Genomic DNA, 26883 nt, shown 5'->3' with positions numbered 1-26883 from the left:
AGACGGCGGCGGTTTATCGCGCAGGCGCTGCGGCGTAGAGTCCGGGACAGTTTCTTTCACGGAGTTGTCCATGTCCCTTCAGTCCACCACCGCCACCGGCACGCGCTGGCCCACGCTGTTTGTCTCGCACGGCTCGCCGATGTTCGCCGTCGAACCCGGCACGGCCGGGCCGCTGCTGAACCGCCTGGGCCAGGTGCTGGCGCGCGATTGTGGCGCACCGCGCGCGGTGCTCGTGGTCTCGCCGCACTGGATGACGCCCGGCCTGCGCGTGGGCACCAGCGCTCAGCCGCAGACCATTCACGATTTCGGTGGCTTTCCGGCGCAGCTCTACACGCTGCAGTACCCGGCGCCGGGCGCTCCGGACATCGCTCAAGCGGTCATCGCCCTGCTTCAGGCGCAGGGCCTGGCCGCGCAGCCCGACAGCCAGCGCGGGCTGGATCACGGCGCCTGGGTGCCTTTGATGCACCTGTACCCCGAGGCGGATGTGCCGGTGCTGCAGGTCTCGCTGCCTCAGCGCATGGACGCCGCGCAGGCCTGGGCGCTGGGCCAGGCGCTGGCACCGCTGCGCGATCAGGGCGTGCTGGTCGTGGGATCCGGCAGCCTGACACACAATCTGTATGAAGTTTTCAGCGGACAGGCCGAAGACACAGCGTACGCGCAAGGATTTGTGGACTGGATCCGCGCCGCGCTGGCAGAAGGCGACAGCACCCGTCTGGCAGCCGCGCTGGAACTGGCCCCGCAGGCTGCTCGGGCCCACCCCACCAGCGAGCACTTCCTGCCGCTGCTGGTGGCGGCCGGAGCGGCGGCGGGCGACTGCGTCGCGGCGCTGCCGGGCGGCATGGAGCTGGGCGTACTTTCGATGGAGTCGTATGTGTTTGGCCTGCCTGCCACCGAGGCCGCCTTTCATCACCTGCGCCCGCAACCCGAGCCAGCGTGACATAGTACCGGGCTGGCGCCTCCGGCCGGGCGCCGTCCTCTTGAAGATCAAACCCTGCCGCTTATGATGGTTTTGGGTCGGGCAGCCGCATGGGGCGGTGCGCAACAGGCCCGCAGGCAACCGATCATGAACTCCTCCGGAAAACAGGCCAGGGCCTCCGCCGGTCACGGACGCTGGAAATGGGCCGCGCTGCTGGCACCTTTCTTTTGCGTGATGCTGCTGCAGCTCTCGCTGGGGCTGGTCGGCGTGCAGATCATGGACGGCATTCGTGCGAGCATGAGCTCGGGCTCGAACTGGTTTCTGAACCAGCGCAACGCCATGCTGACCATCGGCAGCCTGCTGGGCAATACCCTGCCGCCCTCCGATTTCCAGACGCAGTTCGACGCCAGCATGGAGCTGCCCATGGCGCAGATCCAGTTCATGGAATCCCTGCAGGGCCGTGACCAGTCCATGAGCAGCAGCGACACCCGCCCGGTGACCACGCCCTACGCGTCGGCCGTGCTGGTGCGCGCGGGCAGCCACCCGGACGATGTCCAGCGCATCAGCTGGTTCACACGCCTCTTCCGGCCGACCGGGCTGCTGGTCGCGCCGCTGCACTGGTGGGACGAGGCGGCGGAAATCACCCGCGACACGCAGATCCTGGCGCGCGACATCCAGCGCAGCCTGCTCGATGACGGCGGCATGAGCCAGGCCGACCGCGACGCCTTCACCGACCGGCTCAGCGGCCTGCGCAGCGAATCCGGCGCGGTCTCGCGCAACCTGTCGATGAGCCTGGACACCATGTCGCGCAATATGGCCCAGGGCCTGTGGTGGACCAAGCTGGGCCTGTGGCTGCTGCTGGTCGTGGCCGGCGGCTACATCATGCGGCGCAGCCAGCAGCAGGCCGACACGGCCGCCCAGGCGCTGGCCAAGGGCGAGGAGCGCTGGCGTCTGGCGGTGGAAAGCACCAACGACGCCATGTGGGATTTCAACGCCCAGACGGGCGAGTGGTACAACACCCCACGCTGGCTGACCATGGTGGGTCTGCCCCCGGATACGCCGGTGACCGATGGTTTTGGCCTGTGGTACAGCCTGATCCACCCCGATGACCGGATGACGCTGGCCAAAAGCATTGAAGAGGTGCAGGCCAGCGCCAGCAACAACCAGTTCGTCATGCAGTACCGCCTGAGGCACACCGATGGCAATTACCGCCACGTGCGCACACGCGGCACCGTGCTGTCGCGCGACGGCCAGGGCATGCCGATCCGCACCGTGGGCGTCAGCACCGACATCACCCAGCAGGTGCTGGCTGAAGAGAGCTTCCGCCACATGGCGCACTTCGATGCGCTCACCGGACTGCACAACCGCGTCAGCTTCGACCAGAGCCTGGCCGCCGAGGTCAAGCGCTCCGAGCGCAGCGGCAAGGCCTTCACCGTGATCTGTCTGGACCTGGACAACTTCAAGGACATCAACGACGGCTTTGGCCACGATGTGGGCGACCAGCTGCTGATCGAGGCCTCGCGCCGCCTGCGCAGCTGCCTGCGCGAGTACGACACGCTGGCGCGGATCGGCAGCGACGAGTTCCGCATCATCGTCTGCCACACCGACGACAGCGCGCATGCCCAGCCCATTGCGCGCAAGCTGCTGGACACTTTCGCGCAGCCCTTCCAGATCGGCGAGGCGCGGCTGCTGGTCACGGCCTCGGCCGGCATCGCCGCCTTCCCCAGCGACGCCAAAACCCCGGCCGAGCTGGTTGTCTGCGCCGATCAGGCCATGTACGCCGCCAAGGAAGCCGGGCGCAACGTCTGCCAGATGTACGTCCCGGCCATGCAGACCCGCGCCCGCCAGCGCCGCGAGCTGGTGCTGGATCTGCGCGAAGCCGTGCGCACCAGCCAGTTTTACCTGACCTACCAGCCCATCGTCGAACTGGAAAGCGGCCAGGTCACCAAGGCCGAAGCGCTGATCCGCTGGCCGCACCCGCAGCGCGGCCTGATCAGCCCGGCCGAGTTCATCCCCATCGCCGAAGACTGCAACCTGATCGGCGAAATCGGCCAGTGGCTGTGCGACCAGGCCACGCGCGACACCCGGCTGCTGCAGCGCCTCTTTGGCAATCCCTTCCAGGTCAGCATCAACCAGTCGCCGCGCCAGTTCACCGCCTTTGACGGCAAGGACGGCGTCATCGACAGCATGACCGCGCACGGTCTGGGCGCGCAGAGCGTCTGCGTCGAGATCACCGAAGGCGTCATGATGGACATGAACCCGCACGTCAAGCGCCGCCTCATGGCCTACCGCGATGCGGGCATCCAGGTTTCGCTGGACGATTTCGGCACGGGCTATTCCTCGCTGGCCTACCTGAAGGATCTGGACATCGATTACCTGAAGATCGACCGCGCTTTCGTGCAGTCGCTGCGCGCCGATTCCAGCGACCGCGCCCTGTGCGAAGCCATGATCGTCATGGCCCACAAGCTGGGCCTGAAGGTGATTGCCGAGGGCGTCGAGACCCAGCAGCAGCGCGATCTGCTGCGCAACATGGGCTGCGATTACGGCCAGGGCTACCTGTTCAGCAAGCCGCTGCCCTTTGGCGATTTCCAGGTCTGGCTGGCTGCCCAGCGCCTGCAGGGCGAAGACGCCATGGCCTGATGGCCACACAGTCGACCCCCGGGCTTCTGCGACAATCCGGGTCTGAAAAGGCCCTGCCATGACCGCTGAAAAATCCCCCCCGAACGCGATTCAGTCGCCGATCCAGTCCATCACGCTGACCCGTCCTGACGACTGGCACCTGCACCTGCGCGACGGCGACACCCTGGCCGCCGTGCTGCCGCACACCGCACGCCAGTTCGCCCGGGCCATCGTCATGCCCAACCTGCGCCCGCCCGTGACCACGGCCGCGCAGGCGCTGGCTTACCGCGAGCGCATCCTGGCAGCGCGGCCCACATCAGGGCCGGGGGCCGGTTTCCAGCCGCTCATGACGCTGTACCTGACCGACAACACGCCGGCTGATGAGATCGTCCGGGGGCGCGACGCGGGCGTGGTGGCGCTGAAACTCTACCCGGCCGGGGCGACCACCAACAGCGACGCGGGCGTGACCGACATCCGCCACACCCGGGCCGCGCTGGAGGCCATGCAGCGCCACGGCCTGCCGCTGCTGGTGCACGGCGAAGTCACCGACAGCGAGATCGACCTCTTCGACCGCGAAGCCGTGTTCATCGACCGCGTGATGGTGCCGCTGCGGCGCGATTTCCCCGAGCTGAAGGTGGTTTTCGAGCACATCACCACCCGCGACGCCGCGCAGTACGTGGCGCAGGCCGGGCCGCACACCGCCGCCACGATCACCGCGCACCACCTGCTCTATAACCGCAACGCCCTCTTCCAGGGGGGCGTTCGGCCGCACTACTACTGCCTGCCGGTGCTCAAGCGCGAAACCCACCGCCAGGCGCTGCTGGCCGCCGTCGCCAGTGGCTCAGACCGCTTCTTCCTGGGCACAGACAGCGCCCCGCACCCCACGCACCTGAAGGAGCACGCCTGCGGCTGCGCAGGCTGCTACACCGCGCTGAACGCGCTGGAGCTGTACGCCGAAGCCTTCGACAGCGTGGGCGCGCTGGACCGCCTGGAGGCCTTCGCCAGCCACCATGGCCCCGATTTTTATGGCCTGCCGCGCAACAGCGGCCAGATCACCCTGGTGCGCCAGGTGCAAAACGTGCCCGATGCACTGGCGCTGGGCCAAGGCAAGCTCACGCCGCTGCGCGCGGGCGAGCAGCTGGCCTGGTCGCTGGCCGCCTAATCGCCTACCCCGCGCGCAGCGCCATGCCCTGGACCGCGCTGGACTGGACCGCGCCCTGGTTCGCGCCCTACGCGCCGCTGGGCCAGGCGCTGGTCCGCACGATTGACGCCCGCGGCGGCTGCGTGTCTGACGGCCTGAACGCCGTGATGGCACAGCAAGAAGCGGCCGGATATGTCCACAGGCCACTCCTTGGCGATGCGCCCGGCCAGCCCCTGCACTTTGTGCCCCAGGGCGATCTGCCCGCTGGCGAGGCTTACGAGACCTTCATCTACCGCACCGGCGGCGTGCCCACGCGCGACAACCTGCACGACTTTCTGAACGGGCTGATGTGGCTGCATCACCCCGGCTTCAAGCGCCAGCTCAACGCGCTGCAGGCGGCCGAAATCGCCCGTGCGGGCGGCGTGCAGACGCGCGGCCCGGTGCGCGATGCGCTGACGCTGCTGGACGAAAACGGCCTGATCCTGGACGCCCCGCCCGACCTGATCGATCTGCTGCGCCAGCGCCGCTGGGCCGATCTGCTGCACGGCCAGCGCCCGCGCTGGCCGCGCGAGGTGCGCTTCACCCTGCTGGGCCACGCCCTGCTGGAAAAGCTGGCCGCGCCCTACAAAAGCCTGACCGCGCATGTGTGGGTCTGGCCACAGCCCGGCAGCCTGACGCCACAGCGTCTGGCCACCAAGCCCTTTTTGCACCTGCCCGTGCTGGGCATTCCGGGCTGGTGGCCCGCGAGCGTCGATCCTGCTTTTTATGAGGATGCGGCCGTGTTTCGGCCCCTGCGCCTGGAGAATTCCGAATGATGAGCCTGCAACGCATCCACCACACCGCCATCATCTGCAGCGATTACGCGGCATCAAAGCGCTTTTACACTGAAGTGCTGGGCCTGCGCATCGTCGCCGAGAACCTGCGCACCGCGCGCCAGTCGTGGAAGCTGGATCTGGCGCTGCCGGATGGCGGTCAGATCGAGCTTTTCTCCTTCCCCGCGCCACCCGAGCGGCCCAGCCGCCCCGAAGCCTGCGGCCTGCGTCACCTGGCCTTCACCGTCAGCGACCTGGACGCCTGCATCACGCACCTGCAGCAGCACGGCGTGGCGGTCGAGCCCGTGCGCATCGACGAGTTCACCGGCGCGCGCTACACCTTCTTCGCCGACCCGGACGGCCTGCCGCTGGAAATGGTGGAGCCCGCGTCCGGGCGGTAATCGGCCGCACTGACAGGCCGCACGCGCGGACCAAAACTCTCGATGTTCGCCAGCGTGTGGTTGTGGTGCGCGATCACCTGCGCGGCATCCAGCGCCGGATTGCCGGCCGACGTGTGGCCATCGGCGATCAGCACCACCGGATAGCCCCGGGCCAGCGCCTGGCGCGTGGTGGTGTCCACGCAGAACTCGGTGTGCATGCCGCAAACGACCAGTTCCTGCACGCCCAGTTCCTGGAGCAGCGGCGCAAGGCTGGTGCGCAAAAAGGCATCGGGCGTGGTCTTGCGCACACGGTGATCGCCGGGCTGAACCTCCAGGCCGTGGGCGCTCTGCCAGGCCGCTGTGCCGTGTTCGAGATAGCCGGGGCCCGATTCGTGCTGGATCACGATCACCGCCACCCCAGCCGCTCGCGCCCGGCGCGTCACCGTGTTGATGCGCGCAATCACGCCCGCGCTGTCGAACACAGCGCCCTCGCCTTCGCAAAGACCCTGCTGCACATCGATCACCAGCACCGCCTGACGCATCGCCTTCTCCTGAAACGGCCCCAATCTGACGTTATTGTTGCGTAGAATCGCGCCCGTGAACCAGGGCAGACCGCCGCTGGTGCAAGTCCCGAAAGGGCGCACTGGAGGAAGGTCCGGACTGCACAGGGCAGCGCAGGAGGTAACACCTCTCCACCGCGAGGTGAGGATCAGAGCAACAGAGACGAGCCGGTTCAGTCCGGGTGAAACGGGCAATCTCTGCGCGCAGCAACACCAAATAGGCACACGATGATCTGGCCCGGAGAGTGTGCGGGTAGGTGGCATCGAGCCGTTCTGGCGACAGGCGGCCCAGAGGAATGGCGGTCACGCCGGGGCAACCCGGCGAACAGAATCCGGCCTATCGCCCCGGTTCACACTTCTCATTAAAACAACGTTTGTGATTTATTTTTGCCGCAGCGCAGCAAAACCGGGTCAGAACGCTTGCGCACCCCTGGGTTTACCCTTAGAATGAGTACATTGTGATCGAATGTCTCCTCCATCCTCCCCGGATGGATTCAACCCCGGCGCCAACGCACCGGGGTTTTTTTTGTCCTTTTGCCCGGGCTTCTGGCCACGACGCCGTCCGCTAGAATGGCTGCGCCGTCACAGCACGGCATCGCCCGGATGATGGAACTGGTAGACATACCGGACTTAAAATCCGGAGCCTCACGGCGTGCGGGTTCGATTCCCGCTCCGGGCACCACAGGCGGGTACCGCCCCCACAGAACGGCGACGATGTCCCGCCAGCGCAGCCCACGCACCACGCTGCTGCGTCTTATGCCCGCTCCCCGGGCGGACCCTGAGATACAGGTCCAGGGCTTTCGGTTAGTATGGCGGACCGTGTAAAAAACAGCCTAAATCAATATGTTGAACACTTTTTCCCGCTGGCGTCTGGGCGCTGCGAGCATCGCGCTGGGTCTGGCGCTGGCCGTGCCGCCGGCCCTGGCCAAGAGCGCGGAACCGCACCGGCACAGCACCCCGGTCAAGGCCAAAACCGCTCACTCCGGCACCAAGGCCCGCAAAGCGGTCCCGCACAAGGGCCACACCAGCCGCAAAGCCGCCAAAAAAGCCAAGGCCAAACACCACCAGACGGGCGTGGCATCGTGGTACGGCGGCCGCTTCCATGGGCGACGCACCGCCAGCGGTGAGCGCTACAGCAAGTTCGCCATGACCGCCGCGCACAAAACCATCCCCTTTGGCACCTGGGTGGAAGTGACCGCACTGCGCACCGGCCGCAGCGTGAAAGTGCGCATCAACGACCGGGGCCCCTATGTACGCGGCCGGGTGATCGACCTGTCGCGCACCAGTGCCCGTAAACTGGGCGTCCACGGCGTGGCGCGCGTGCGGCTGAGCTGGCCGGTCGCAGCGCCCAAAAGCTGATTCATCCCCACCCCCGAGACCTTTATGACCGAAGCGCCCCTGCCCCCTCTGGACGACGACGCCCTGCAGCGCCTGGACGATCTGCTGCAGCGCATCACCCCGGACGATGGCGCTTTCGATCTGTCGGCGCTGGACGGTTTTCTGGTCGGCGTGGCACTGCAGCCGCGCCCCGTGCCGCCCGCGCAGTGGCTGCCTTTCCTGCACGACGCCGACGGCCGACCCTGGCCCGAAGGCGCCCGCAGCCACGCCGGGCTGAACCTGGCCCAGCGCGACGAACTGGCGCGCAGCGCGCACCAGCGCCTGGCGCAGCTGCAGCAGGCCATCCGCGAGCGTCAGTGGTTTGACCCCTGGCTGATGGCCGACCCCGAGGACGAAGACGATCTGGGCGGTGCCGTGGCCGCCTGGGTGGCGGGCTTTTCGGTGGCGACCAACGCCTTCGAGGGTCTGCTGAGTGCGGGCGGCAGCGCCAAAGCGCAGCAGATGGTCGATGCGCTGGCGCTGCTTTACCGCCATCTTGATCCGGACGATGTCGACCTGGAACCCGAACTTCAGGACGCCATCGAAGCGCTGGAGCCGCCCATGCAGGCCGAGGATCTGGTGGAAGACCTGGTCTGCGCCACGCTGCTGCTGGCCGACATCAGCCAGCCGGTGAAGACGGGGTCGGCGAAAGCCGGGACGCATCCACGCCGTGCAGGGCCAGCAGGCGGGCCGCCGCGGTCGAAGAAGCCAGCTCGCCCGCCAGCACGCGGCGGCTGATGTCCGGCAGCTGCTGCGCCACCGCCGGATCGGCCTCGAAGGCCAGACGCAGGCCGCGGTGGATGCGCTCCCACATCCAGTCGCGGTTCTGGCGCTGGCGGCGCGCCAGCCAGCGGCCATCGGCGCGGCGCTGCGCCAGCCAGTCCTGCACGCCCTGCCAGGCCTGCGCAAGGGTGTCGCCCTTGAGCGCGCTGATGGGCTGAACCTGCGCCGCATCGCCCCCGCGCAACCCCGCCTGCAGGCGCAGCGCGCCGCTCATCTGGGCGCAGGCGCGCGTGGTGGCCACCGGATCGACATCGGCCTTGTTGACCCAGATCAGGTCGGCCAGCTCCATCACGCCTTTCTTGATCGCCTGCAGCTCGTCGCCCGCGTTGGGCAGCTGCATCAGCACAAAAAGGTCGGTCATGCCGGCCACCGCGACTTCGCTCTGGCCCACGCCCACGGTTTCGACCAGGATGACGTCGTAGCCCGCGCCCTCGCAGGCCAGTAGTGCCTCGCGCGTCTGGCTGGCGACGCCGCCCAGATGGCCCGCCGACGGGCTGGGGCGGATGTAGGCGCGCGGGTGGACGCTCAGGCGCTCCATGCGCGTCTTGTCGCCCAGGATGGAGCCGCCGTGCACCGTCGAGGACGGGTCCACCGCCAGCACCGCCACGCGGTGGCCCTGGGCGATGGCGTGCAGGCCCAGCGCCTCGATCAGCGTGCTTTTGCCAACGCCCGGTACGCCGGAAATGCCGATGCGCGTGGTCGGCCCGCTGCGCTGCAGCAGGGCATCCAGCAGCAGGCCAGCGCGTTCGCGGTGATCGGGCCGGGTCGATTCCAGCAGGGTGATGATTTTGGCCAGCGCGCGGCGCGCGGCCGGGGCGTCAGGATCGCGCAGCTGCTCCAGCCAGAGGCTGTCCCGGGAATCCATGCAGAAAATCGTCAGCGCTTGAGCGCAGGCTGGCGGTCCGGCACGACGGCGGGCGCCGGACGTGACAGCGGCGCGGGTCTCACTGCCACGGCTTCGGGGCCATCGGCCAGTGCAGGCTGGCGCGGGGCGCGCTGCATGTGGACATCCCACTCGCCCTGCAGCGTGGCGACAAAGCCGTGGCGCTCGTAAAAGCGCACGGCCGCGCTGTGACGCAGGGCCACGACCGACACGCTGCGCTGACGCCGGTCGGCGTGCTCCAGAATCTGACCCAGCACCCACGAACCCAAACCCCGGCGCTGGCCGGTCGGGTGGATGTAGAGGTGGTCGATGATCCAGCCCGGTTCGCTGGGCAGCACGACCACGAAGCCCATCAGGTCGGGCTGGCCTGTCAGCGGGTTGATCGTGTCGGCCAGGATCTTGTGTGTGTGCTGCGGCGCAAAACCCCGGCTCATGCGGGCGCGGGCGTGATCGGGATCAATGCGTCCCATATCGGCCATGCTCTCGCGCATGGCGCACCAGCGCAACCCCATCAAGGCCTCGAAATCATCGTCCCGCGCGGGGACCAGTCGATAGCCGTGTTTCATGATGACCCCATCTTCGCAGTGTGCCTGGACCGGCCGCCTTCAGGCCGCCGGGTGGACACCGTCCAGTGAAAAGCGATTCCGATGATACTCCGATGCGCAGCAGCTGACCGCAGCGCCCCGGACGGAACCACCGGGATTCAGGGACGGCGCAGGGCGCAGGCTTCGCGGGCCAGGGTGGTGATGCGGTCCCAGTCGCCCGCGTCCATGGCGTCCTGCGGCAGCAGCCAGGAGCCGCCGCACACCTTCACATTGGGCAGCGCCAGGAAATCGGGGGCCGTGGCCAGCGTGATGCCGCCTGTGGGGCAGAAAACCACGTCGGGGAAAGGGCCCGCCAGCGCCTTGAGCAGCGGAATGCCGCCCGCCGCCGTCGCCGGGAAGAACTTCAGAAAGCGAAAGCCGTGGCTTTGCGCCAGCATCACCTCGCTGGCCGTGGCCACGCCCGGCAGCAGGGGCAGATCCAGCTCCTGGCAGGCCTGGGCGACCTCCACCGTGAAGCCCGGGCTGACCGCAAACTGGCAGCCCGCCTCTTTGGCGGCGCGCGCATCGGCGGCGCTGCGCACCGTGCCTGCACCGACGATGGCGTCGGGCACCTCAGCGGCGATCTGGCGCATGGAATCGAGGGCCTGCGGCGTGCGCAGCGTCACTTCCAGCACGCGCACTCCGCCCGCAGCCAGGGCGCGCGCCATGGGCACGGCGTGCTCGACCCTGTTGAGCACAATGACGGGGATGACGGGGGCGTATTGGCACAGATCCAGCGTGTTCATGGCGGACATCCTGAAAAAGAGGGGGAGAAAAGGAAAAGGCCGCATCCAGCGCGGCCTTGGGGGTATTTACCAGCTGCAGGCGCCTTCTTCGGCGGTGCTGCTGCTGCGGCGGAAGGCGGCGAACAGCTCGCGGCCCAGGCCGTGACCGTTGGCGATGCGCTGCGCCTCGGGGATGACGGCGACTTCGCGGCGCGCCCACTCGGCGGCGTCAACCAGAGCCTCCAGCGTGCCCGCGACCGCATCCAGGCGGATGATGTCGCCATCGCGCACCTTGCCCAGCGGGCCGCCCTGGACGACTTCCGGGCTAACGTGGATGGCGGCGGGCACCTTGCCGCTGGCGCCGCTCATGCGGCCGTCGGTGACCAGCGCCACGCGCAGGCCTTTGCCCTGCATCACGCCCAGCGGCGGCGTCAGCTTGTGCAGTTCGGGCATGCCGTTGGCCTGCGGGCCCTGGAAGCGCACCACGGCGACCATGTCGGCGTCGCCGATTTCTCCGGCGGCAAAAGCGGCCAGGAAAGCCTCCTGCGAATCAAACACGCGCGCGGGCGCTTCGACCATGTGGCGGTCCTCGGGCACGGCCGACACCTTGATGACCGAGCGGCCCAGGTTGCCGGTGAGCAGGCGCAGTCCGCCCGTGGGCGAGAAGGGCGCAGCGGCCGTGCGCACCACGTCGGGGTTGCGCGGGGCTTCGTCAAAAGCCTCGTACTTCACCGCGCCGTCCTGCAGCGTGGCCCAGCGGGCGTAATCGGCGATGCCGCCGGCGCTCACGGCCAGCACGTCGGCGTGCATCAGGCCCGCGCCGAGCAGTTCGCGGATGACGAAGCTGGGGCCGCCCGCCGCCTGGAAGGCGTTCACATCGGCCGCGCCGTTGGGGTAAACGCGCGACAGCAGCGGCACCACGGCGGACAGGTCGGAGAAATCGGTCCAGCTGATCTGGATGCCGGCCGCGCGCGCCACCGCCACCCAGTGGATCAGGTGGTTGGTGCTGCCGCCAGTGGCCAGCAGCGCGACCATGGCGTTGACAATGACGCGCTCGTCCACCAGCTGGCCGATGGGCGTGTAGCGGTTGCGGCGGGCCATGCCCACGGCGTGCTCGACGGCGCTGTCGGTCAGCGCCTGGCGCAGCGGATCGTGCGGGTGGACAAAGGCCGCGCCCGGCACGTGCAGGCCCATGGCCTCCAGCAGCATCTGGTTGGAGTTGGCCGTGCCGTAGAAGGTGCAGGTGCCTGCGCCGTGGTAGGCCTTCGATTCGGCCTCCAGCAGCTCAGGGCGGCCGACTTCCTTGCGCGCAAACTGTTCGCGCACCTTGGCTTTTTCGCTGTTGGACAGGCCGCTGGACATCGGGCCCGCCGGGACAAACACGCAGGGGATGTGGCCAAAGTGCAGCGCGCCGATCAGCAGCCCGGGAACGATCTTGTCGCAGATGCCCAGAAACAGCGCCGCATCAAACACATCGTGCGACAGCGCCACGGCGGTGGACATGGCGATGGTGTCGCGCGAGAACAGCGACATCTCCATGCCCGGCATGCCCTGCGTCACGCCGTCGCACATGGCGGGCGTGCCGCCAGCGACCTGCACCGTGGCGCCCAGGCGCGCAGCGGTGCGGCGGATCTGCTCCGGGTAGTGCTCGTAGGGCTGATGCGCCGACAGCATGTCGTTGTAGGCCGTGACCACGCCGAGGTGCACGGCCTTTTCGGCCACCACGCGGAACTTGTCGGACGACGGCATGGCCGCAAAGGCGTGCGCGATGTTGGCGCAGCCCATGCGGTCCTGGCTGGGCGCGCGGTCGCCCCACTGCTGCACGCGCTGCAGGTAGGCCGCACGCGGGCCAGCGCTGCGCTGGCGGATGCGTTCGGTGACGTCGTGGACAGTGGCGTTCAGCGCAGTGGTGTTCAAGCGGGACTCCCGGCAGATGGCGGATTCGGACAGACGAATCAAAATGTTAGCGCTATCCAGTGGTTATGGCAAGAAAACGGACCGGAAAAGAACGCGCGGACGCAAGACGCCAGGCCTGCGCAGGTTCAAGTCCCCACCCCACCCGGATTGCCCGCAATTTCACCGCTTATTCCACCCACCGTCCTGGCGGGGGGGCACTGACAATCCGGGCAAGTCCACCGATGTCTGCCCTGGAGTTTTCCATGTCCGCGACCCCAGCCCCGGCTGCCGCCGAAACCGACGCCCCCGCCAAAGCCAAGGGCGGCAAGAAAAAGCTCATCCTGCTGATCGTGCTGGTGCTCGTGCTGCTGGGTGGAGCGGGCGGCGGCTATTTTTACTGGACGCAGCTGCAAAAGGCCAAGCACGCCCAGGCGGGCGAGGAAGGCGGCGAAGCAGCCGCCGAAAGCCACGACAGTGAAGCACCCAAGGCCCCCATCTACATGCCACTGGACCCGTTCGTGGCCAACCTGAACGACAAGGACAGCGAAAAAATGGCCCAGATCGGCGTGGTCCTGGAACTGAAAGACGCCAAAGACGAAGCCACAGTGAAGAGCTTCATGCCCTCGGTGCGCAACAACGTGATCATGCTGATCGCGTCCAAGACCTCGGACGAGCTGCAGACTTTCGACGGCAAGCAGAAACTGGCCGAAGAAATCCGCCGCGCCGCGCTGGCGCCCATGGGCAACCGCCTGGAAACGGCCCGCGAGAAGAAAGACGCGCCTGTGCGCGGCGTGCAGTTTTCCAGCTTCATCATCCAGTAAGGCCGCACGCATTCCATGAGCCAGCAGATCCTCTCGCAGGACGAAGTCGATGCCCTTTTGCGGGGCATGAATGGCGACGAGGCCGACCCCGTTGCCACCGCCGCGCCGGAGACCAGCGCGCCCGGCGAGGCGCGTCCCGTCGATCTGGCCAACCAGGAAAAGGTGGTGCGCGGGCGCATGCCCACGCTGGAGCTGATCAACGAGCGCTTTGCGCGCAACATCCGCTCCGGGCTGTTTCACCTGACGCGCAAAAACCCCGAGATTTCCGTGGGCGCCGTCAAGGTGCAGAAGTACAGCGCCTTCCTGCGCGAAATGGTGGTGCCGACCAACTTCAACATCGTCGGCATCCGGCCCCTGCGCGGCAGCGGCCTGGTGGTGTGCGAACCCACGCTGATTTTCGCCATCATCGACGCGCTGTATGGCGGCATCGGCAAGTTCCACACGCGCATCGAAGGGCGCGAGTTCTCGCAGACCGAGCGGCGCGTCATCCAGCGCCTGATCGAAGTCATCATCGAGGAGTACAAGCGCTCCTGGGCCGGGGTCTACCCGCTGGAGCTGGAGCACCAGCGCTCCGAGATGCAGCCGCAGTTCGCCAACATCGCCAACCCCAGCGAGGTGGTGGTGGTGACCTCGTTCAACGTGGAGATCGGGCACAGCACCGGCTCCATCTTCTTCTGCCTGCCCTACGCCACGCTGGCGCCGATCCGCGACGTGCTCTATTCGACCATGCACGGCGAGGGCGACGACGGCGACAAGCGCTGGGTGCAGCTCATCCGCGACCAGCTGCAGGATGCCGAGCTGGAACTGGTCATCGACCTGGCCAGCGCGCACGCCACCGTGGAAGAGCTGCTGGCCATGAAGCCCGGCGATTTCGTCGAGCTGGACCTCAGCCCCAAGGTCAAGGCCAAGGTGAACAACGTGCCGGTGTTTGACTGCACCTACGGCACCTCCGGCGGACGCTACGCCATCAAGATCGACAGGCAACTGACGGCCGGCCTGAACGCCAACTGGCTGGGAGACACGCATGGATACTGAAAACCTGTCCGCAGACGACGCCCTGGCCGCCGAATGGGCCGCCGCCCTGGAAGGCCAGCAGGCCGCCGCGCCCGAGCCCGCTCCGGCCCCCGCCCCGCGCGAGGTCGCCCAGAAGGTGGAATCGGAGCAGGTCGCCCCCGCGTCCTTCTCGCGCTTGACTTCGTCGGCGGCCGCGCCGGGCGCCAGCGATCTGAACATGATCCTGGACATCCCCGTGCAGCTCACCGTCGAGCTGGGCCGCACGCGCATTCCCATCAAGAACGTACTGGAGCTGGCCCAGGGCTCGGTCGTCGAACTCGAAACCATGGCGGGCGAGCCCATGGACGTGCTGGTCAACGGCTACCTGATCGCCCAGGGCGAAGTCGTCGTGGTCAACGAGAAGTTCGGCATCCGCCTGACCGACATCGTCACGCCCAGCGAGCGCATGCGCCGCCTGAGCCGGACCTGATCTCCCCTGAACACACCCGACTGAGCGCCCACGCATGAACCCAGCCACGCCCCTGACCACTGCCGCCACACCGGGGTTTTCCGGGCTGTCTGTGCTGTGGTTCCTGCTGGTGCTGGCGCTGGTGCCGCTGGTGCTGTGGGGGCTCAAGCGCAGCGGCCTGATCACCGGGCTGCCCGCCTCCCGCCGGGGCGAGGCCAAAGGCCTGCGCTTGGTGGACGTCCTGGCCCTGGCGCCCGGGCAGCGCCTGATGCGCGTCGAGCTGCGCCGCCCGGACGGCAGCCTGCACCACCTGCTGCTGGGCCAAAGCAGCGCCGGTGTGACGCTGCTGCAGCAGTACGCGGTCGATGGCGCGCCTTTAACCCCCAGCGCGGATCCGGTGGATTTCCAGCAGGCGCTCGCGCAGGCCAGACCGGGCGCGCCCTCATGAGCGCCCGCCGCTGGAGGGCTGGTGCCGCTGCCGCTGGCGCCGCCGCACTGCTCCTGGCGCTGCCGGGAACTGCCCTGGCGCAGGCCACGCTGCCGCTGCTGGTCGGGCAATCGGGCGGCGGCACCAGCTACTCGGTGCCCATCCAGACGCTGCTGTTTTTCACGGCGCTGAACTTCATCCCGGCGCTGCTGCTGCTGATGTCGCCCTTCACGCGCATCGTCATCGTGCTGAGCCTGACGCGCCAGGCGCTGGGCACGCAGTCGGCACCGCCCAACCAGGTCATCATCGGGCTGGCGCTGTTTCTGTCCTTTTTCGTCATGGGCCCGACCATCGACAAGGTCTACCAGGACGCCTGGAAGCCCTACAGCGACCAGACCATCACGTTCGAGGAAGCCACCGCGCGCGCGCAGGTGCCGCTGCGCACTTTCATGATCCGCCAGACGCGTCAGTCGGACATGCAGCTTTTCCTGAATCTGGCCAAGGAAAACCCCGCCACCGCGCCCGAGGCCGTGCCCTTTCGCGTGCTGGTCCCCGCCTACGTGACCAGCGAGCTGAAAAGCGCCTTCCAGATCGCCTTTGTGGTCTTCATTCCGTTTCTGATCATCGACCTGGTCGTGGCCAGCGTGCTGATGTCGCTGGGCATGATGATGCTGTCGCCGGTCATGGTCGCGCTGCCCTTCAAGATCATGCTGTTCGTGCTGGCCGACGGCTGGAACCTGCTCATCGGGTCGCTGGCCGCCTCCTTCGCCACTTAGACCCAACCGCCCCCGGAGCCCCCATGCTGGACGCGCAACTGGTTTTCACCCTGGGACAGCAGGCGCTGACCCAGCTGCTCACGGTCGCCGCACCGCTGCTGCTGACCGCGCTGGGCGTGGGCCTGGTGATCAGCATTTTCCAGGCCGCCACGCAGATCAACGAGGCCACGCTGTCTTTCGTGCCCAAGATCGTCGCGGCCATGCTGGTGCTGATGCTGGTCGGGCCGTGGATGATCACCACGCTGGTCGATTTCATCCGTCGCCTGCTGATGATGATTCCGCAGGTGGTGGGCTGACGGCCCCCTGCACACAGACGCTCCGCCACCATGTTCACCGTGACCGAAGCCCAGATCCTGGGCTGGCTGACCCCGGTGCTGTGGCCTTTCCTGCGCGTGCTGGCGCTGTTGTCGGCCATGCCGCTGCTGGGCTCGCGCATGGTGCCCATGCGGGTGCGCGTGGGTCTGGCTTTTGCCATCGCGCTGGCCGCTCAGGCCGGGCTGGCGCCCGCCCCGCTGCTGCCGCTGGATGCGCCCATGGTCTGGCAGCTGGTGCTGCAGCAGGTACTGATCGGCATCGCCGTCGGCTTTTCGGTGCGCCTGGTCTTTGCCGCCATTGAGCTGGCCGGGGAAATCATCGGCCTGCAGATGGGCCTGAACTTCGCGGCCTTTTTCGATCCGGTCAGCGCCAGCCAGTCCACGGCGGTGACGCGGCTCTACACCAATATGGCCAACTTCCTGTTTGTCACCATCAACGGGCATGTGCTGGTCATCGCAGCGGTCATCCACAGCTTCGACGCTTTCCCCGTCAGCGCGCAGCCCTTCGCCTTCCTGGCCCAGGTGCGCCCCGAACTGTGGGGCGCCGAGCTCTTCCGCCTGGGGCTGTGGAGCGCCCTGCCCATCGTGGGTCTGCTGCTCTTCATCAACCTGGTCATGGGCATCATCACCCGCGTGGCGCCGCAGATGAATCTGTTCAGCATCGGCTTTCCGCTCACCGTGACGCTGGGCCTGGTCGCCCTGACCTTCTCGCTGCCCGGCATGCAGCAGCCCTTTGTGTTTGCGATGGAGAAGATGCTGGGGGTGTGGCGGTGAGGGACGGGATCAGTGTGAACGCAGCTCACCCAACAGATCAGGATGGCGGTCCAGCAGCTTCAGCAGCTTGACCAGCGCCACAGGTGGCCGTGTTTTGCCGTTTTCGTAACGCGAAAAAGCGTTGACGCCTCCCCCGAAAATCTCGGCCGCCTCGCGCTGCCCCAGGCCCAGCTTGCGACGCACGTTCACAATGAAGTCCAAGTCCACCGAGGCGGCATTGACCTGCCGGTTGAACGCTCGCATTTCCTGCATCACGCGGTCAGACTCGGCCAGATCGGTCACTGACTCGCCGCAGGCCGGACAAAAATCGGCAGTTACCGCTGCAATCACCATGCTCTCCCCTTTGTAGGTGTAGGGCAGATCACGGGTGTCGCGGATCAGCGCCGCAGCGCCGCAGACAGGGCATTTCATCGTCATAACTCCTTGAATGACACGATCAGGACATCGTCAATGACCGTCAGCTTCAGGTACACATCGCCCACTTGGGTACGCGGCCGATAGACGTCCTGCCACACCGTGTGATCGGCGTACGTCGTCATGCTCTTGTAGAAATCCGCCGCCCGCAGGGACAGGACGACCGCCAGCATGTCGGCCAGATTCAGCCCAAGAGCCGTGGCACCCTGCCGCGCTGCGTTCGTTGTGCGGACATGGCCCGCAGTCACGAGGGCCTTAACTACAGCCAGCTTGCAGTGCGGGGTTGACTTTTCCATGGGTGCTACTCTAGCGCGATGACCTGTTATTGGCAAGTTGGTTAATTTCGGATGTGCCGACGATGATGTCGGCAAAAAATCAGCCCTAAAGTCGCCCGCACAAGCGTTCGATAACAGGTTCATGCAGCACACGGCACCCGCCTGGCGCAGGACCCACACCCGGCCACAACACACACGGCCACCCTCCTGCCAACCAGCCAGTGAAGCGCGCAGCATTCGGCAGCAAGCGATTGAACTTAAAGAGTTTTTCACCCAAGAAAATTCCTAAAGTCCACCCGCCCAGCGTCGATAACCCAAGCATCCACTCACTGTTACTTTCTTTCTTTTTAGGAGAAAACCATGTCCGGCGTCAATACCAACATCATGTCGATGACTTCGCAGCGCAACCTGATGACCAACTCGGCCAGCCTTGCGACCACCATGAACCGTCTGTCGTCGGGCCTGCGCGTGAACAGCGCCAAAGATGACGCCGCCGGTCTGGCGATTGCAGAGCGCATGAACGCTCAGGTCAAGGGCATGAATGTCGCCCAGCGCAATGCCAACGATGGCATTTCGATGGCACAGACGGCTGAAGGCGGCCTGTCCCAAATCGGCTCCAATATGCAGCGTATGCGTGAACTGGCCATTCAGGCCCGCAACGGCACAAACAGTCAAGCTGACAAAGATTCTCTGAACTCCGAATACGGTCAGCTGCGCGAAGAAATTACCCGCGTTATTGCAAATACTAAATTTAACGGCAAAGCAGTTTTAGGTGGCGACAGTAACATCACCTTCCAAGTGGGGGCAGGAACTTCCGCTAGTGACAAAATTGATATCGCCGGGGTTGATCTGACTCAGGATCCGGCGATGACAGCAATTACAGCGCCTGGCACAGGAACTGCAGTTAACGCGACCGATACCGCAGCAACTGTCGTAGGTACACTAGCAGGTACACTTAAGGCTACCGACGGCACTACAGCTGCGACAGCCACTAGCAAATGGAGTGAATTGAGCCGTGACAGCCAATCCACTTTACTGCAAAAACTTGGTTATGCTAGCAACAGCTCGGTAAATGGTGCCTCGACTGTTCAAGGACTGGTGGGGGAGGCACTGCAAGGCAAGGCCATCAACGCTGCAACAACGCAATCGACAGCCGCCACAGCCACGGTATCGCAATTCGACAAAGGTAGTGCAGCTTATAGCTTGCTGCTTCGTATTGGCACCACCGCCGGCAGCGGCATATCGGGTGATAATAATTCAATTGATGCCGTGGTTAATGCTCTGGATACGGCAATCGACAAAGTCAATTCGACTCGTGCGACTTTCGGTGCAGCTCAGTCCCGCATGGATGCCGTCATCAGCAACCTGCAGGTATCGTCTGAAAACCAGTCGGCAGCCCGCAGTCGCATCATGGACACCAACTACGCCATGGAAACGGCCAACTTGAGCCGCAGCCAAGTGCTGCAGCAGGCTTCACAGGCCATGCTGGCCCAAGCGAACCAGGCGCCCCAGTCGGTGCTGCAGCTGCTGCGCTGATCACGGCACAGTCCCTCTAAAACCCGCCGTAAGGCGGGTTTTTTTGTGGGCGGCGGCGCTGTACAGTCCAGGCCTGACGACCCAGGAACTGAGTCCGGAAAGCATCAGTGATCGCCGCTTCACACCCTCCGGCCAAGCCAGACAATAAGCACCACTCTGACAAATGTGTGTCCTGCCATGTCCCGCTTCAGCCCCCAAGCTCAAACTCCACGCTACCTGCAACGCTTTGCCTGCATCGGAGGCAGTTGTCCCCAAAGCTGCTGCGACGGTGGCTGGTCCGTGACACTGGATCGACAAACCTGGAACCGGTATAAATCGATCCCCCTCCACCCGGTAAACCAGCACCTTGAGCCTCTGGCTGACAAGGGTAGCAAAGACGAGATTGCGGGCAAGCTGGTAATGCGACCGGATGGACGCTGCCCCATGCACAACGATCAGGGGCTGTGCGATATTCAGAACAGCATGGGTGAGCAGGCCCTGTCAGCCACTTGCCGCAACTTTCCACGTCTGTTTCACAGCATCGCCGGGCAGGTCCACGTGTCCGCCACCCTGAGTTGCCCCGAAGCGGCACGCCTGGCGCTCGACAGTGCCGACGCCATGACCCTGGACCTGTGCTCACTGCAGCAGTTTGAGACCCCGCTGGACATGCCGCGCCCGCACGAACTGGAAATAGGCAGCGGAATCCTTCGGGAAGTGCACAGTGTGTGTGCCATAGCCTTGCGCGACCGCCTGCTTTGGATCACCGACATGGCCCCGACAAGCCTGCAGGCCATGCAGCTTTGGGCGCTCCTGGTCCGACAGGTGGCCCAATGGCAATGCAACTGGAAGGCATATAACCAAGCCCACCCCGAAGAGCACATGGAACAGTCGATGCAGATTTATACAGGTCAGCTGGCCGATCTGCTCGAAAGCTGGAATGAAGCGACAATACAACACCATCTGGATTCTATCGCCAGCCTGAATGCAGCAGAAAACCGCAGCGTCCAGCTGGCCATCATGCAGGCCAGCATCAACCTCATCCAAAAATATTTGCCTGCATCATCAGAGATTCAGCTGCTGCTGGGCAGCGTACAGAATTGGTCTGCAGTTTTTCAATCAGGCGCAGAGCGAGTGCATGAGCTTGAAAAAAAATCACCTTGGGCGCTTAAAAATCTGATCCGCAATGATCTGTGGCGAAACATGTGGTACACCCATGTACTCAGTGCCGAAGACTTGGAATCCAATTTCCTGTCTTTGGCCCTTAAATACACTTTGACCCGCATGCTATTGTGCGCAAGCGCACTCCAAAAAAACAACTCCCCTGTATTAAGCGATGTTGTCAGAATAACCTATCTGCTATCGCGACATATCGAGCACAACACCGCTCTGCACGCAGACTGGATACGCAACCTGAAAAACAATCAACTCAATAGTTCAGCCGCCGCACTGATTATTTTAGGCGACTGATACCCTAATCACTCTGAACACAGCCCACACTGCAGACCCATGGACATTGGCAAAGAAGTTCTCGCTATCGACAAACTCGGCCAGACAAACACATCAGCCGCCATCGAGCGCTGCGTCGGGCTGGTGGAAAAATACCCGAACACAGGTGAATTCTGGATTTGCCTGGGCAACCTGATGTCCACGACCAACCAATGGTACAAAACGGAGATGTTTGCCCGCCGTGCGCTGGAAATCGACGAAAAAAAGTTTTTCGTTGCCAGAATTCTTATTGCCATGGCCAGACTCAGGGTGGGCGATGCGGAAAGTGCGCTAAGGCACATTAATCTTGTTCTGGAACATTTCCCCACTGACACACAATGCCTGCAGATTCGTTCCGACTCATTACTGCACATGCGCTCCACGGCAACCGATGTCCGCGAAGCCCGCTTAGCTTGGGTGAAACAAAAGCTGCCGCAACCCAAAATCGCTCCGCTGACTACTGCTGACTCCACTCCGGATCGCCCACTGCGGATCGGTATTTTGTCCGCCGACTTGCGCGAGCACTCCGTTCTATTCTTTTTTTTAGGCTATATCAGGAACCACGATCCCGAAAATTATCCGGTTTTCATTTACAGTGGCAACGAGGCCAACGACGCGGCCACCGATGAAATCAAAAAGCACGCTGCCGGGTGGAAAAATATCCGGAAAATGAGTCCGGAGGCAGCGTGCCGACTGATTCGAAAAGATAAGATTGATATTCTTCTTGATCTGTCAGGCCAATCCAAAGGCAACCGGATGGATGTGATTGCACGTCGTGCCGCCCCCATTCAGGCCACATGGATGGGGGCTGTAGAAACAACAGGCACCCGGGAAATGGACTTCAGGATCAGTGAACACGATATTGATCCCGCAGAGTACGATGAGCAGCACAGCGAGCAGGTTATCCGCATGTCCTGTCTGGCAAGCTACACCCCACCAAGGTACAGCCCACTGAAAACAAAATCTCCATCCCTGGAGAAAGGCCATACCACTCTTTTATCACTGAACAATCTTCGCAAATTATCGACCGAATGTCTTCAAACTTGGTCACTTATTCTGCGTGAAGCACCAGCAGCCAGGTTGCTGATGATGACTTCGGCCACGCTGGATAACGAAGCTCTTGGGCAAATTAAGCCCCGTCTTGAAGAATTCAGTTTCAACCTGGATCAGATCGATTTTCTCAACTTCCAGCCACTCGAACAGTATATGGAGAGTGGACATATTGCAGATATCCTGCTGGATACATTTCCTGTTTCTGGCTTGACAACATCACTGCATGCACTCTGGATGGGGTTGCCTGTTGTCTGCATGGAGGGCACATTGTCCAACCAGCGCCTGACCGCATCTATTTTGCGAAAATTCGGGCTTGAAAAATACATTGCAAAAACACATGCAGAATACATCCAGCTTGTTCTTGACTTCATCGAGAACCCCGAGAAACTGCAGATCTTCCGCGAGACGATCCGCGATCGGATGCTCGGTAGCCCGTGGATGAATCACGCTGCACGCGCACAAGAGCTTGAAAAAACCATGAGATTACTTTGGCAGAAAAAAATTTCCAACACCCAATAAGCCATTCATATTTTCTGTGAAAGACCTATGAAAAAGAAAGTTCTCAATGTGGGCGGCGGCAGCAAATCAATCGCTATTCCACCCCACTTTGATTCATTTGAGCATCTCCTGCTCGATATCAGCGCAAGCGGCAACCCCGATGTCATATGCGATGCCAGACAACTGAAAAGCCTTGGATCGAACTCTTTTGACGCCGTTTACTGCTCGCATAATCTGGAGCATTACTACAAACACGATGTCCCCAAGGTGCTTGGTGGGTTTGTTCATGTTCTGAAAGAGGGGGGATTCGCTCATATTCGTGTACCAGATATGCAAGAGCTCATGCGTCAAGTCATAGAACGGCAGCTGGACATTAATGACGAGCTTTATCGCTCAGCAGCAGGCCCTATCCTTGTTTCTGATGTAATTTATGGCTATGGCCCAGAAATTGAATCAAGTGGACAAGACTTCTACGCCCACAAAACAGGATTCAGTCTGAAAAGCATGACCGAGCAACTCGAACGCAGTGGGTTTTCAACGATTTTCGGCTGCACTCGCAACCTGGAGGTGGAGGTCATTGCCTTCAAAGGAACTCCCAGTCCGGACCACTGTGCTTTGCTGGGACTGTCTCCCGGCTGAGCGGCCAACCGGCGACCTGCTTGCGCCCTGTGAGCAGAAAACGAGGTTACACGCATGCTAACCTGACGCCTCTTTCCAGCTTCACCAGATTCCTGCATGCTCCTGCGCCCTACCCTCTTCCTCGCCGCAGCCCTGCTCGCCGCCCCCGCCCTGGCCCAGCCCAGCGAAACATCGCTGTTTGACGGAGCGGGCCAGGCGCGCGCCTACATCACGCAGGGCCCGCAGCGCACGATTTACCTGTGGGGCGGGCTGCCGGTGGCTTACCTGCTGAACGAGTACGGCCGCGACAGCGTGGTCGGTTTCAATGGCCGCCACCTGGGCTGGTTCGACAACGGCACGGTGCGCGACGTCCAGGGCAACATCGTCTGCGCCACGGCCGCGCGCTCCAACACTACAGATGTCGAGCCCGTCAAAGGGCAGAAAGTGGTGCCGCCTGTGCCCAATGTGCCGCAGCAGGGGCCGGTGCCGCCGGTGTTCACGCTGAACTGGAGCCAGAAAAACCGCTGCGCCGATTACCTGCGCCAGGGCCAGAACCGAAGCGACTGAGCGCTTAAACCGCCTCCGACGGCCCCGCAGCGCCGTCAAGCAGGGCGCGCAGCCCGGCCTCGTCCAGCACCTCGATGCCCAGCTCGCGGGCCTTGTCCAGTTTGCTGCCGGCGGCTTCGCCCGCGACGACCCAGCGGGTTTTCTTCGAGACCGACCCGGCGACTTTGCCGCCTGCGGCCTCGATCAGGGCTTTGGCGTCTTCGCGGCTCAGGGTGGGCAGCGTGCCGGTGACGACCAGCGTCTGCCCGGCCAGCGGTAGCGCGGACGCATCTGCATCCGCCGTGTCGGCCAGGGCCGCGCCCTCGTGCTCGGGCCAGGTCACGCCCGCCTGCCGCAGGCCCTCGACCACCTCGCGATGGTGGGGCTGGGCGAAGAAATCGACCAGGCTCTGCGCCACCACCGGCCCCACATCGGGCACCTGCTGCAGCGCGTCCAGCGGAGCGTCCATCAGGCGGTCCAGCGCGCCAAAGTGCCGGGCCAAGTCCTTGGCCGTGGTTTCGCCGACCTGGCGCACGCCCAGGCCGTAAATAAAGCGCGCCAGCGTCGTCGCCTTGCTGGCCTGCAGCGCGGCGACCAGGTTGGCGGCGCTTTTGTCGGCCATGCGGTCCAGCGCGGCCAGGGTGGGCGCGTCCAGGCGGTAGAGGTCCGGCAGGGTCTGCACCAGACCGCCATCGACCAGCTGGTCGACCAGCCTGTCGCCCAGGCCTTCGATGTCCATGGCGCGGCGGCTGGCGAAGTGCAGGATGGCCTGCTTGCGCTGCGCCGGGCAGAACAGGCCGCCGGTGCAGCGGTAATCCATGCCGCCCCGGTCGCGCCGGGTCGGGCTGGCGCAGACCGGGCACTGCGCGGGCATGCGCAGGTTGGGCACATAAGCCGGGCGCACCGCCGGGATGCGGCCCACGACTTCGGGGATGACGTCGCCCGCGCGCCGCACGATGACCTCGTCGCCCACGCGCACGCCCTTGCGGCGCAGCTCGAAGATGTTGTGCAGCGTGGCATTGCTGACCGTGGTGCCGCCGACAAACACCGGCTGCAGCTTGGCCACCGGCGTCAGACGGCCCGTGCGGCCGACCTGGATATCAATGCCCTGCAGCCGCGTCACCTGCTCCTGCGCGGGGTATTTGTGCGCCACCGCCCAGCGCGGTTCGCGGCTGACAAAGCCCAGACGCGCCTGCAGCGCACGGTCGTTGACCTTGTAGACCACGCCGTCAATATCAAACGGCAGGCTGGCGCGCAGCTCGCCCATGGCGGCGTGGAAATCCACCAGCGCCTGCGGCCCGCTCGCGACGATGCGGTGCGCGCACACCGGCAGGCCCAGCGCAGCCAGCGCGTCCAGCAGGGCGCTGTGCGTGGGCGGCAGCGCCCAGCCAGTGACTTCGCCCAGGCCGTAGGCGAAAAAGCTCAAAGGCCGCTGCGCGGCGATGGCCGGATCGAGCTGGCGCACCGCCCCGGCCGCCGCGTTGCGCGGGTTGACAAAGGTTTTGGCCCCGCGCTCGCCGCCCTCGATCAGGGCAAGCTGGCGGGCATTCAGGGCCTCGAAATCGTCGCGGCGCATGTAGACCTCGCCGCGCACCTCCAGCACCTCGGGCCAGGCGGCGGGGTCGCCCTGCAGGCGCAGCGGAATCTGGCGGATGGTGCGAATGTTCTGCGTCACGTCCTCGCCGGTTTCGCCGTCGCCCCGCGTGGCGGCGCGCACCAGCACGCCGTGCTCGTAGCGCAGGCTCAGGGCCAGGCCGTCGAACTTCAGCTCGGCGGCGTATTCCAGCGGCGGGTCGGATTCCAGCAGGCCCAGCTCACGGCGCACGCGGGCGTCAAAGGCGCAGGCGCCTTCGGGGCGGGTGTCGGTTTCGGTGCGGATGGACAGCATGGGCACGGCGTGACGCACCGCCGCAAAGCCCGGCAGCACCGCGCCAATCACGCGCTGCGTGGGCGAATCGGGCGTGCGCAGGCCGGGGTGGGCGTCTTCCAGCGCCTGCAGCTCGGTGAACAGGCGGTCGTACTCGGCGTCGGGCACTTCGGGGTCGTCGAGCACGTAATAGCGGTGCGCGTGATGGTGCAGGGTGTCGCGCAGCCCGCGGGCGCGCTCCTCGGGGCTGGGGGCAGCCATCAGCTGAAGACCCGGCGGGCCAGCGGCGAACCGGCGGCCAGGTCGTGCTGGGCCATCAGCGCGTAAACCTGCTGCAGCCACTGGCCGATCTCGTCAAAGCTGGCATCGCCCAGCGGCTGTCCCTGGGCATCCAGAATCTCGGCGTCCAGATCGGCGGCCATCTGCTGCGCGATGTGTTTCCAGGTGGCGAAGGGCTCGAGCGACTGCGCCACCAGCGGCACGTCCAGCGCCAGCTCCAGCACGTCGATGCTGGCGCCTTCGGGGTCGGCCAGCGCGCTCTGGGTGTCGAACTTGAGCACCAGCGTCGGCACTTCGGGCCAGCGCTGGATGGGCGCGAGTTCCTGCGTGGCCGGGGTGTCGTTCTCGTCCCCCGTGAAATACGATTCGGCGAAGCTGGCGTCCAGCAGGCCGGGTCCGGGCAGCACCATGCGCGCCGCCGTGGCGCCCACCACAAAGCCGCAGCGCGCGGCACGCTGCTGCACATAGCCGGGCGTCCAGACGGCACGGCGGGCGTGCAGGTAGAGCGTCAGCGTCGCGTCCACTTCCTGCGCGAAGGCGTCCAGCTCGCGGCCCCGGCCGACCTCGTCGATCATGTCAGGGACGTCCAGGCGCGCTTCGATCTTGTCGGACAACGCCGTCAGCATCTGCACCCACTCGGAGAACTCCAGTTCGTTGAGCGGGCCGTAGCGGTTGGCCAGCTGCACCGCCGCCTGGAGCTGGCGGTAGCGCCGCCCGGGGCGGATCAGCTCCCAGCGCACCGAGCCCTCGGCCAGGCCTTCAAACAGCACGGGCTTGGTGCCCACGCGCCAGGTCTTGGGCAGAAAAGGCCGGATGCGCTCGCCCGGCGTGGGCTGATCAAAGCCCAGCGTCGCCACCGAATCGATCAGCACATCAATGCGCGGGCGCAGGCGCAGCTTGTTGGGCAGACGCGCCAGGGTGATGGCTTCTTCGTCGCTGCCGTCGCCAGAAGTGGCTCCCGCCGCCCGCTGGGCCTTGCGCGGCGCCAGCGCGCGCGCCTGCCACCAGCCGTGCGCGTACAGCGCCACCAGCACCCCCAGCGCCACCAGGCTCAAGCCAAAGACCAGTTTCATCCGTCGCTTC

General features: G+C 65.0%; 28 protein-coding genes, 1 tRNA gene and 1 other RNA gene. 21 read left to right on the top strand and 9 right to left on the bottom strand.

Annotated elements, in window-relative coordinates:
* Positions 1-70 precede the first annotated feature (70 nt).
* The 5 genes from RV045_RS09130 to gloA2 all read left to right on the top strand — a co-directional run bounded on the left by RV045_RS09130 (position 71) and on the right by gloA2 (position 5889).
* Positions 71-937 (top strand): DODA-type extradiol aromatic ring-opening family dioxygenase, encoded by an 867-nt coding sequence (locus RV045_RS09130; RefSeq protein ID WP_423235473.1) that lies wholly within the window; start codon positions 71-73, stop codon positions 935-937.
* 126 nt (positions 938-1063) lie between these two features.
* Positions 1064-3556 carry a putative bifunctional diguanylate cyclase/phosphodiesterase gene (locus tag RV045_RS09125; RefSeq protein WP_423235472.1) on the top strand — a complete coding sequence of 831 codons (2493 nt, stop codon included), beginning with the start codon at positions 1064-1066 and terminating at the stop codon, positions 3554-3556.
* A gap of 58 nt (positions 3557-3614) precedes the next feature.
* Positions 3615-4697 (top strand): dihydroorotase, encoded by a 1083-nt coding sequence (gene pyrC / locus RV045_RS09120; protein ID WP_423235471.1) that lies wholly within the window; start codon positions 3615-3617, stop codon positions 4695-4697.
* Between the two features lie 23 nt (positions 4698-4720).
* On the top strand, positions 4721-5491 hold the full coding sequence (locus RV045_RS09115) for a DUF3025 domain-containing protein (RefSeq protein ID WP_423235470.1): 771 nt from the start codon (positions 4721-4723) through the stop codon (positions 5489-5491).
* A complete protein-coding gene (gloA2, locus tag RV045_RS09110; RefSeq protein ID WP_423235498.1) occupies positions 5491-5889 on the top strand; it encodes an SMU1112c/YaeR family gloxylase I-like metalloprotein in 399 nt (132 codons plus the stop codon). Before RV045_RS09115 ends, gloA2 begins: the two co-directional genes overlap by 1 nt.
* Here the strand turns inward: gloA2 and RV045_RS09105 are convergent.
* The gene (locus tag RV045_RS09105) at positions 5823-6410 is read right to left on the bottom strand and encodes a cysteine hydrolase family protein (protein ID WP_423235469.1); all 588 of its coding nucleotides are present in this window, start codon (positions 6408-6410) and stop codon (positions 5823-5825) included. The two genes, gloA2 and RV045_RS09105, sit on opposite strands and share 67 nt — an antisense overlap.
* A 57-nt stretch (positions 6411-6467) precedes the next feature.
* Here RV045_RS09105 and rnpB point away from each other — a divergent pair.
* From rnpB to RV045_RS09085, 4 genes are all read left to right on the top strand, one after another.
* An RNA gene (gene rnpB / locus RV045_RS09100) (RNase P RNA component class A) lies at positions 6468-6784 on the top strand.
* A gap of 241 nt (positions 6785-7025) precedes the next feature.
* Positions 7026-7110, top strand: a tRNA-Leu gene (locus RV045_RS09095).
* A gap of 161 nt (positions 7111-7271) precedes the next feature.
* Positions 7272-7787, top strand: coding sequence for a septal ring lytic transglycosylase RlpA family protein (locus tag RV045_RS09090; protein ID WP_423235468.1), 516 nt, complete (start codon positions 7272-7274; stop codon positions 7785-7787).
* Positions 7788-7811: 24 nt separating this feature from the next.
* The gene (locus RV045_RS09085) at positions 7812-8543 is read left to right on the top strand and encodes a YecA/YgfB family protein (protein WP_423235467.1); all 732 of its coding nucleotides are present in this window, start codon (positions 7812-7814) and stop codon (positions 8541-8543) included.
* Here RV045_RS09085 and meaB read toward each other — a convergent pair.
* From meaB to edd, 4 genes are all read right to left on the bottom strand, one after another.
* Positions 8425-9453, bottom strand: coding sequence for a methylmalonyl Co-A mutase-associated GTPase MeaB (gene meaB / locus RV045_RS09080; RefSeq protein WP_423235466.1), 1029 nt, complete (start codon positions 9451-9453; stop codon positions 8425-8427). The genes RV045_RS09085 and meaB overlap by 119 nt on opposite strands.
* 11 nt (positions 9454-9464) lie before the next feature.
* Complete coding sequence (locus RV045_RS09075) at positions 9465-10037, bottom strand: GNAT family N-acetyltransferase (protein ID WP_423235465.1); 573 nt, start codon at positions 10035-10037, stop codon at positions 9465-9467.
* Between the two features lie 137 nt (positions 10038-10174).
* Positions 10175-10801, bottom strand: a complete 627-nt coding sequence (locus tag RV045_RS09070; RefSeq protein ID WP_423235464.1) for a bifunctional 4-hydroxy-2-oxoglutarate aldolase/2-dehydro-3-deoxy-phosphogluconate aldolase — start codon at positions 10799-10801, stop codon at positions 10175-10177.
* A 66-nt stretch (positions 10802-10867) separates the two neighbouring features.
* Entirely contained in the window at positions 10868-12697 is a 1830-nt protein-coding gene (gene edd, locus RV045_RS09065; RefSeq protein ID WP_423235463.1) for a phosphogluconate dehydratase, read from the bottom strand.
* Positions 12698-12939: 242 nt separating this feature from the next.
* Between edd and RV045_RS09060 the strand changes: the two genes are divergently transcribed.
* Genes RV045_RS09060 through fliR form a run of 7 tightly spaced genes read left to right on the top strand, consistent with a single transcriptional unit; the run spans position 12940 to position 17250 of the window.
* Positions 12940-13497 carry a flagellar basal body-associated FliL family protein gene (locus RV045_RS09060; protein ID WP_423235462.1) on the top strand — a complete coding sequence of 186 codons (558 nt, stop codon included), beginning with the start codon at positions 12940-12942 and terminating at the stop codon, positions 13495-13497.
* Positions 13498-13512: 15 nt separating this feature from the next.
* A complete protein-coding gene (fliM, locus tag RV045_RS09055) occupies positions 13513-14532 on the top strand; it encodes a flagellar motor switch protein FliM (RefSeq protein ID WP_423235461.1) in 1020 nt (339 codons plus the stop codon).
* A complete protein-coding gene (gene fliN, locus RV045_RS09050) occupies positions 14522-14980 on the top strand; it encodes a flagellar motor switch protein FliN (protein ID WP_423235460.1) in 459 nt (152 codons plus the stop codon). Before fliM ends, fliN begins: the two co-directional genes overlap by 11 nt.
* Positions 14981-15014: 34 nt before the next feature.
* A complete protein-coding gene (locus RV045_RS09045) occupies positions 15015-15407 on the top strand; it encodes a flagellar biosynthetic protein FliO (RefSeq protein ID WP_423235459.1) in 393 nt (130 codons plus the stop codon).
* Positions 15404-16162 carry a flagellar type III secretion system pore protein FliP gene (gene fliP / locus RV045_RS09040; protein ID WP_423235458.1) on the top strand — a complete coding sequence of 253 codons (759 nt, stop codon included), beginning with the start codon at positions 15404-15406 and terminating at the stop codon, positions 16160-16162. Before RV045_RS09045 ends, fliP begins: the two co-directional genes overlap by 4 nt.
* Before the next feature lie 26 nt (positions 16163-16188).
* Positions 16189-16458 carry a flagellar biosynthesis protein FliQ gene (gene fliQ, locus RV045_RS09035; RefSeq protein WP_423235497.1) on the top strand — a complete coding sequence of 90 codons (270 nt, stop codon included), beginning with the start codon at positions 16189-16191 and terminating at the stop codon, positions 16456-16458.
* Positions 16459-16488: 30 nt separating this feature from the next.
* Positions 16489-17250, top strand: coding sequence for a flagellar biosynthetic protein FliR (fliR, locus tag RV045_RS09030; RefSeq protein WP_423235457.1), 762 nt, complete (start codon positions 16489-16491; stop codon positions 17248-17250).
* Between the two features lie 9 nt (positions 17251-17259).
* Here fliR and RV045_RS09025 read toward each other — a convergent pair whose 3' ends face one another.
* Together RV045_RS09025 and RV045_RS09020 are read right to left on the bottom strand one after the other, a co-directional pair.
* Positions 17260-17661: a type II toxin-antitoxin system MqsA family antitoxin gene (locus RV045_RS09025; RefSeq protein WP_423235496.1), complete on the bottom strand. Its 402-nt coding sequence runs from the start codon at positions 17659-17661 to the stop codon at positions 17260-17262.
* Between the two features lie 2 nt (positions 17662-17663).
* Positions 17664-17960, bottom strand: a complete 297-nt coding sequence (locus RV045_RS09020; protein WP_423235456.1) for a type II toxin-antitoxin system MqsR family toxin — start codon at positions 17958-17960, stop codon at positions 17664-17666.
* A gap of 339 nt (positions 17961-18299) precedes the next feature.
* Here RV045_RS09020 and RV045_RS09015 point away from each other — a divergent pair, with 339 nt between their 5' ends.
* The 5 genes from RV045_RS09015 (at position 18300) to RV045_RS08995 (ending at position 23675) form a co-directional block, all read left to right on the top strand.
* A complete protein-coding gene (locus RV045_RS09015; protein WP_423235455.1) occupies positions 18300-19475 on the top strand; it encodes a flagellin N-terminal helical domain-containing protein in 1176 nt (391 codons plus the stop codon).
* Between the two features lie 177 nt (positions 19476-19652).
* Positions 19653-20921: a flagellin lysine-N-methylase gene (gene fliB, locus RV045_RS09010; RefSeq protein WP_423235454.1), complete on the top strand. Its 1269-nt coding sequence runs from the start codon at positions 19653-19655 to the stop codon at positions 20919-20921.
* 39 nt (positions 20922-20960) lie between these two features.
* Positions 20961-22511 (top strand): O-linked N-acetylglucosamine transferase, SPINDLY family protein, encoded by a 1551-nt coding sequence (locus RV045_RS09005; protein ID WP_423235453.1) that lies wholly within the window; start codon positions 20961-20963, stop codon positions 22509-22511.
* A 27-nt stretch (positions 22512-22538) separates the two neighbouring features.
* Complete coding sequence (locus tag RV045_RS09000) at positions 22539-23129, top strand: class I SAM-dependent methyltransferase (RefSeq protein ID WP_423235452.1); 591 nt, start codon at positions 22539-22541, stop codon at positions 23127-23129.
* A 96-nt stretch (positions 23130-23225) separates the two neighbouring features.
* Positions 23226-23675, top strand: coding sequence for a 4-fold beta flower protein (locus tag RV045_RS08995; protein WP_423235451.1), 450 nt, complete (start codon positions 23226-23228; stop codon positions 23673-23675).
* 4 nt (positions 23676-23679) lie between these two features.
* Here RV045_RS08995 and ligA read toward each other — a convergent pair whose 3' ends face one another.
* Together ligA and RV045_RS08985 are read right to left on the bottom strand one after the other, a co-directional pair.
* Complete coding sequence (gene ligA, locus RV045_RS08990; RefSeq protein ID WP_423235450.1) at positions 23680-25782, bottom strand: NAD-dependent DNA ligase LigA; 2103 nt, start codon at positions 25780-25782, stop codon at positions 23680-23682.
* Entirely contained in the window at positions 25782-26873 is a 1092-nt protein-coding gene (locus tag RV045_RS08985) for a cell division protein ZipA C-terminal FtsZ-binding domain-containing protein (RefSeq protein WP_423235449.1), read from the bottom strand. Before RV045_RS08985 ends, ligA begins: the two co-directional genes overlap by 1 nt.
* Between the last annotated feature and the right edge of the window lie 10 nt (positions 26874-26883).

It is taken from the genome of Amphibiibacter pelophylacis (assembly GCF_037688875.1).
GTDB classification, from domain to species: Bacteria; Pseudomonadota; Gammaproteobacteria; order Burkholderiales; family Burkholderiaceae_C; genus Amphibiibacter; species Amphibiibacter pelophylacis.
The sequence above is the reverse complement of the archived record's forward strand: the minus strand, read 5'-3'. Positions and strand labels throughout refer to the sequence as shown.

Excerpts from the sequence above, each read along its gene's own strand:
- RV045_RS09045 (WP_423235459.1), top strand. The coding sequence starts at position 15,015 with ATGAACCCAGCCACGCCCCTGACCACTGCCGCCACACCGGGGTTTTCC.
- RV045_RS08985 (WP_423235449.1), bottom strand. The coding sequence starts at position 26,873 with ATGAAACTGGTCTTTGGCTTGAGCCTGGTGGCGCTGGGGGTGCTGGTG.
- fliR (WP_423235457.1), top strand. The coding sequence starts at position 16,489 with ATGTTCACCGTGACCGAAGCCCAGATCCTGGGCTGGCTGACCCCGGTG.
- fliN (WP_423235460.1), top strand. The coding sequence starts at position 14,522 with ATGGATACTGAAAACCTGTCCGCAGACGACGCCCTGGCCGCCGAATGG.
- RV045_RS09015 (WP_423235455.1), top strand. The coding sequence starts at position 18,300 with ATGTCCGGCGTCAATACCAACATCATGTCGATGACTTCGCAGCGCAAC.
- gloA2 (WP_423235498.1), top strand. The coding sequence starts at position 5,491 with ATGAGCCTGCAACGCATCCACCACACCGCCATCATCTGCAGCGATTAC.
- RV045_RS08995 (WP_423235451.1), top strand. The coding sequence starts at position 23,226 with ATGCTCCTGCGCCCTACCCTCTTCCTCGCCGCAGCCCTGCTCGCCGCC.
- RV045_RS09075 (WP_423235465.1), bottom strand. The coding sequence starts at position 10,037 with ATGAAACACGGCTATCGACTGGTCCCCGCGCGGGACGATGATTTCGAG.
- RV045_RS09070 (WP_423235464.1), bottom strand. The coding sequence starts at position 10,801 with ATGAACACGCTGGATCTGTGCCAATACGCCCCCGTCATCCCCGTCATT.
- RV045_RS09105 (WP_423235469.1), bottom strand. The coding sequence starts at position 6,410 with ATGCGTCAGGCGGTGCTGGTGATCGATGTGCAGCAGGGTCTTTGCGAA.
- pyrC (WP_423235471.1), top strand. The coding sequence starts at position 3,615 with ATGACCGCTGAAAAATCCCCCCCGAACGCGATTCAGTCGCCGATCCAG.
- RV045_RS09020 (WP_423235456.1), bottom strand. The coding sequence starts at position 17,960 with ATGGAAAAGTCAACCCCGCACTGCAAGCTGGCTGTAGTTAAGGCCCTC.
- fliB (WP_423235454.1), top strand. The coding sequence starts at position 19,653 with ATGTCCCGCTTCAGCCCCCAAGCTCAAACTCCACGCTACCTGCAACGC.
- meaB (WP_423235466.1), bottom strand. The coding sequence starts at position 9,453 with ATGGATTCCCGGGACAGCCTCTGGCTGGAGCAGCTGCGCGATCCTGAC.
- RV045_RS09000 (WP_423235452.1), top strand. The coding sequence starts at position 22,539 with ATGAAAAAGAAAGTTCTCAATGTGGGCGGCGGCAGCAAATCAATCGCT.
- RV045_RS09115 (WP_423235470.1), top strand. The coding sequence starts at position 4,721 with ATGCCCTGGACCGCGCTGGACTGGACCGCGCCCTGGTTCGCGCCCTAC.
- fliP (WP_423235458.1), top strand. The coding sequence starts at position 15,404 with ATGAGCGCCCGCCGCTGGAGGGCTGGTGCCGCTGCCGCTGGCGCCGCC.
- RV045_RS09125 (WP_423235472.1), top strand. The coding sequence starts at position 1,064 with ATGAACTCCTCCGGAAAACAGGCCAGGGCCTCCGCCGGTCACGGACGC.
- ligA (WP_423235450.1), bottom strand. The coding sequence starts at position 25,782 with ATGGCTGCCCCCAGCCCCGAGGAGCGCGCCCGCGGGCTGCGCGACACC.
- RV045_RS09085 (WP_423235467.1), top strand. The coding sequence starts at position 7,812 with ATGACCGAAGCGCCCCTGCCCCCTCTGGACGACGACGCCCTGCAGCGC.
- RV045_RS09005 (WP_423235453.1), top strand. The coding sequence starts at position 20,961 with ATGGACATTGGCAAAGAAGTTCTCGCTATCGACAAACTCGGCCAGACA.
- RV045_RS09090 (WP_423235468.1), top strand. The coding sequence starts at position 7,272 with ATGTTGAACACTTTTTCCCGCTGGCGTCTGGGCGCTGCGAGCATCGCG.
- fliM (WP_423235461.1), top strand. The coding sequence starts at position 13,513 with ATGAGCCAGCAGATCCTCTCGCAGGACGAAGTCGATGCCCTTTTGCGG.
- RV045_RS09130 (WP_423235473.1), top strand. The coding sequence starts at position 71 with ATGTCCCTTCAGTCCACCACCGCCACCGGCACGCGCTGGCCCACGCTG.
- RV045_RS09060 (WP_423235462.1), top strand. The coding sequence starts at position 12,940 with ATGTCCGCGACCCCAGCCCCGGCTGCCGCCGAAACCGACGCCCCCGCC.
- RV045_RS09025 (WP_423235496.1), bottom strand. The coding sequence starts at position 17,661 with ATGAAATGCCCTGTCTGCGGCGCTGCGGCGCTGATCCGCGACACCCGT.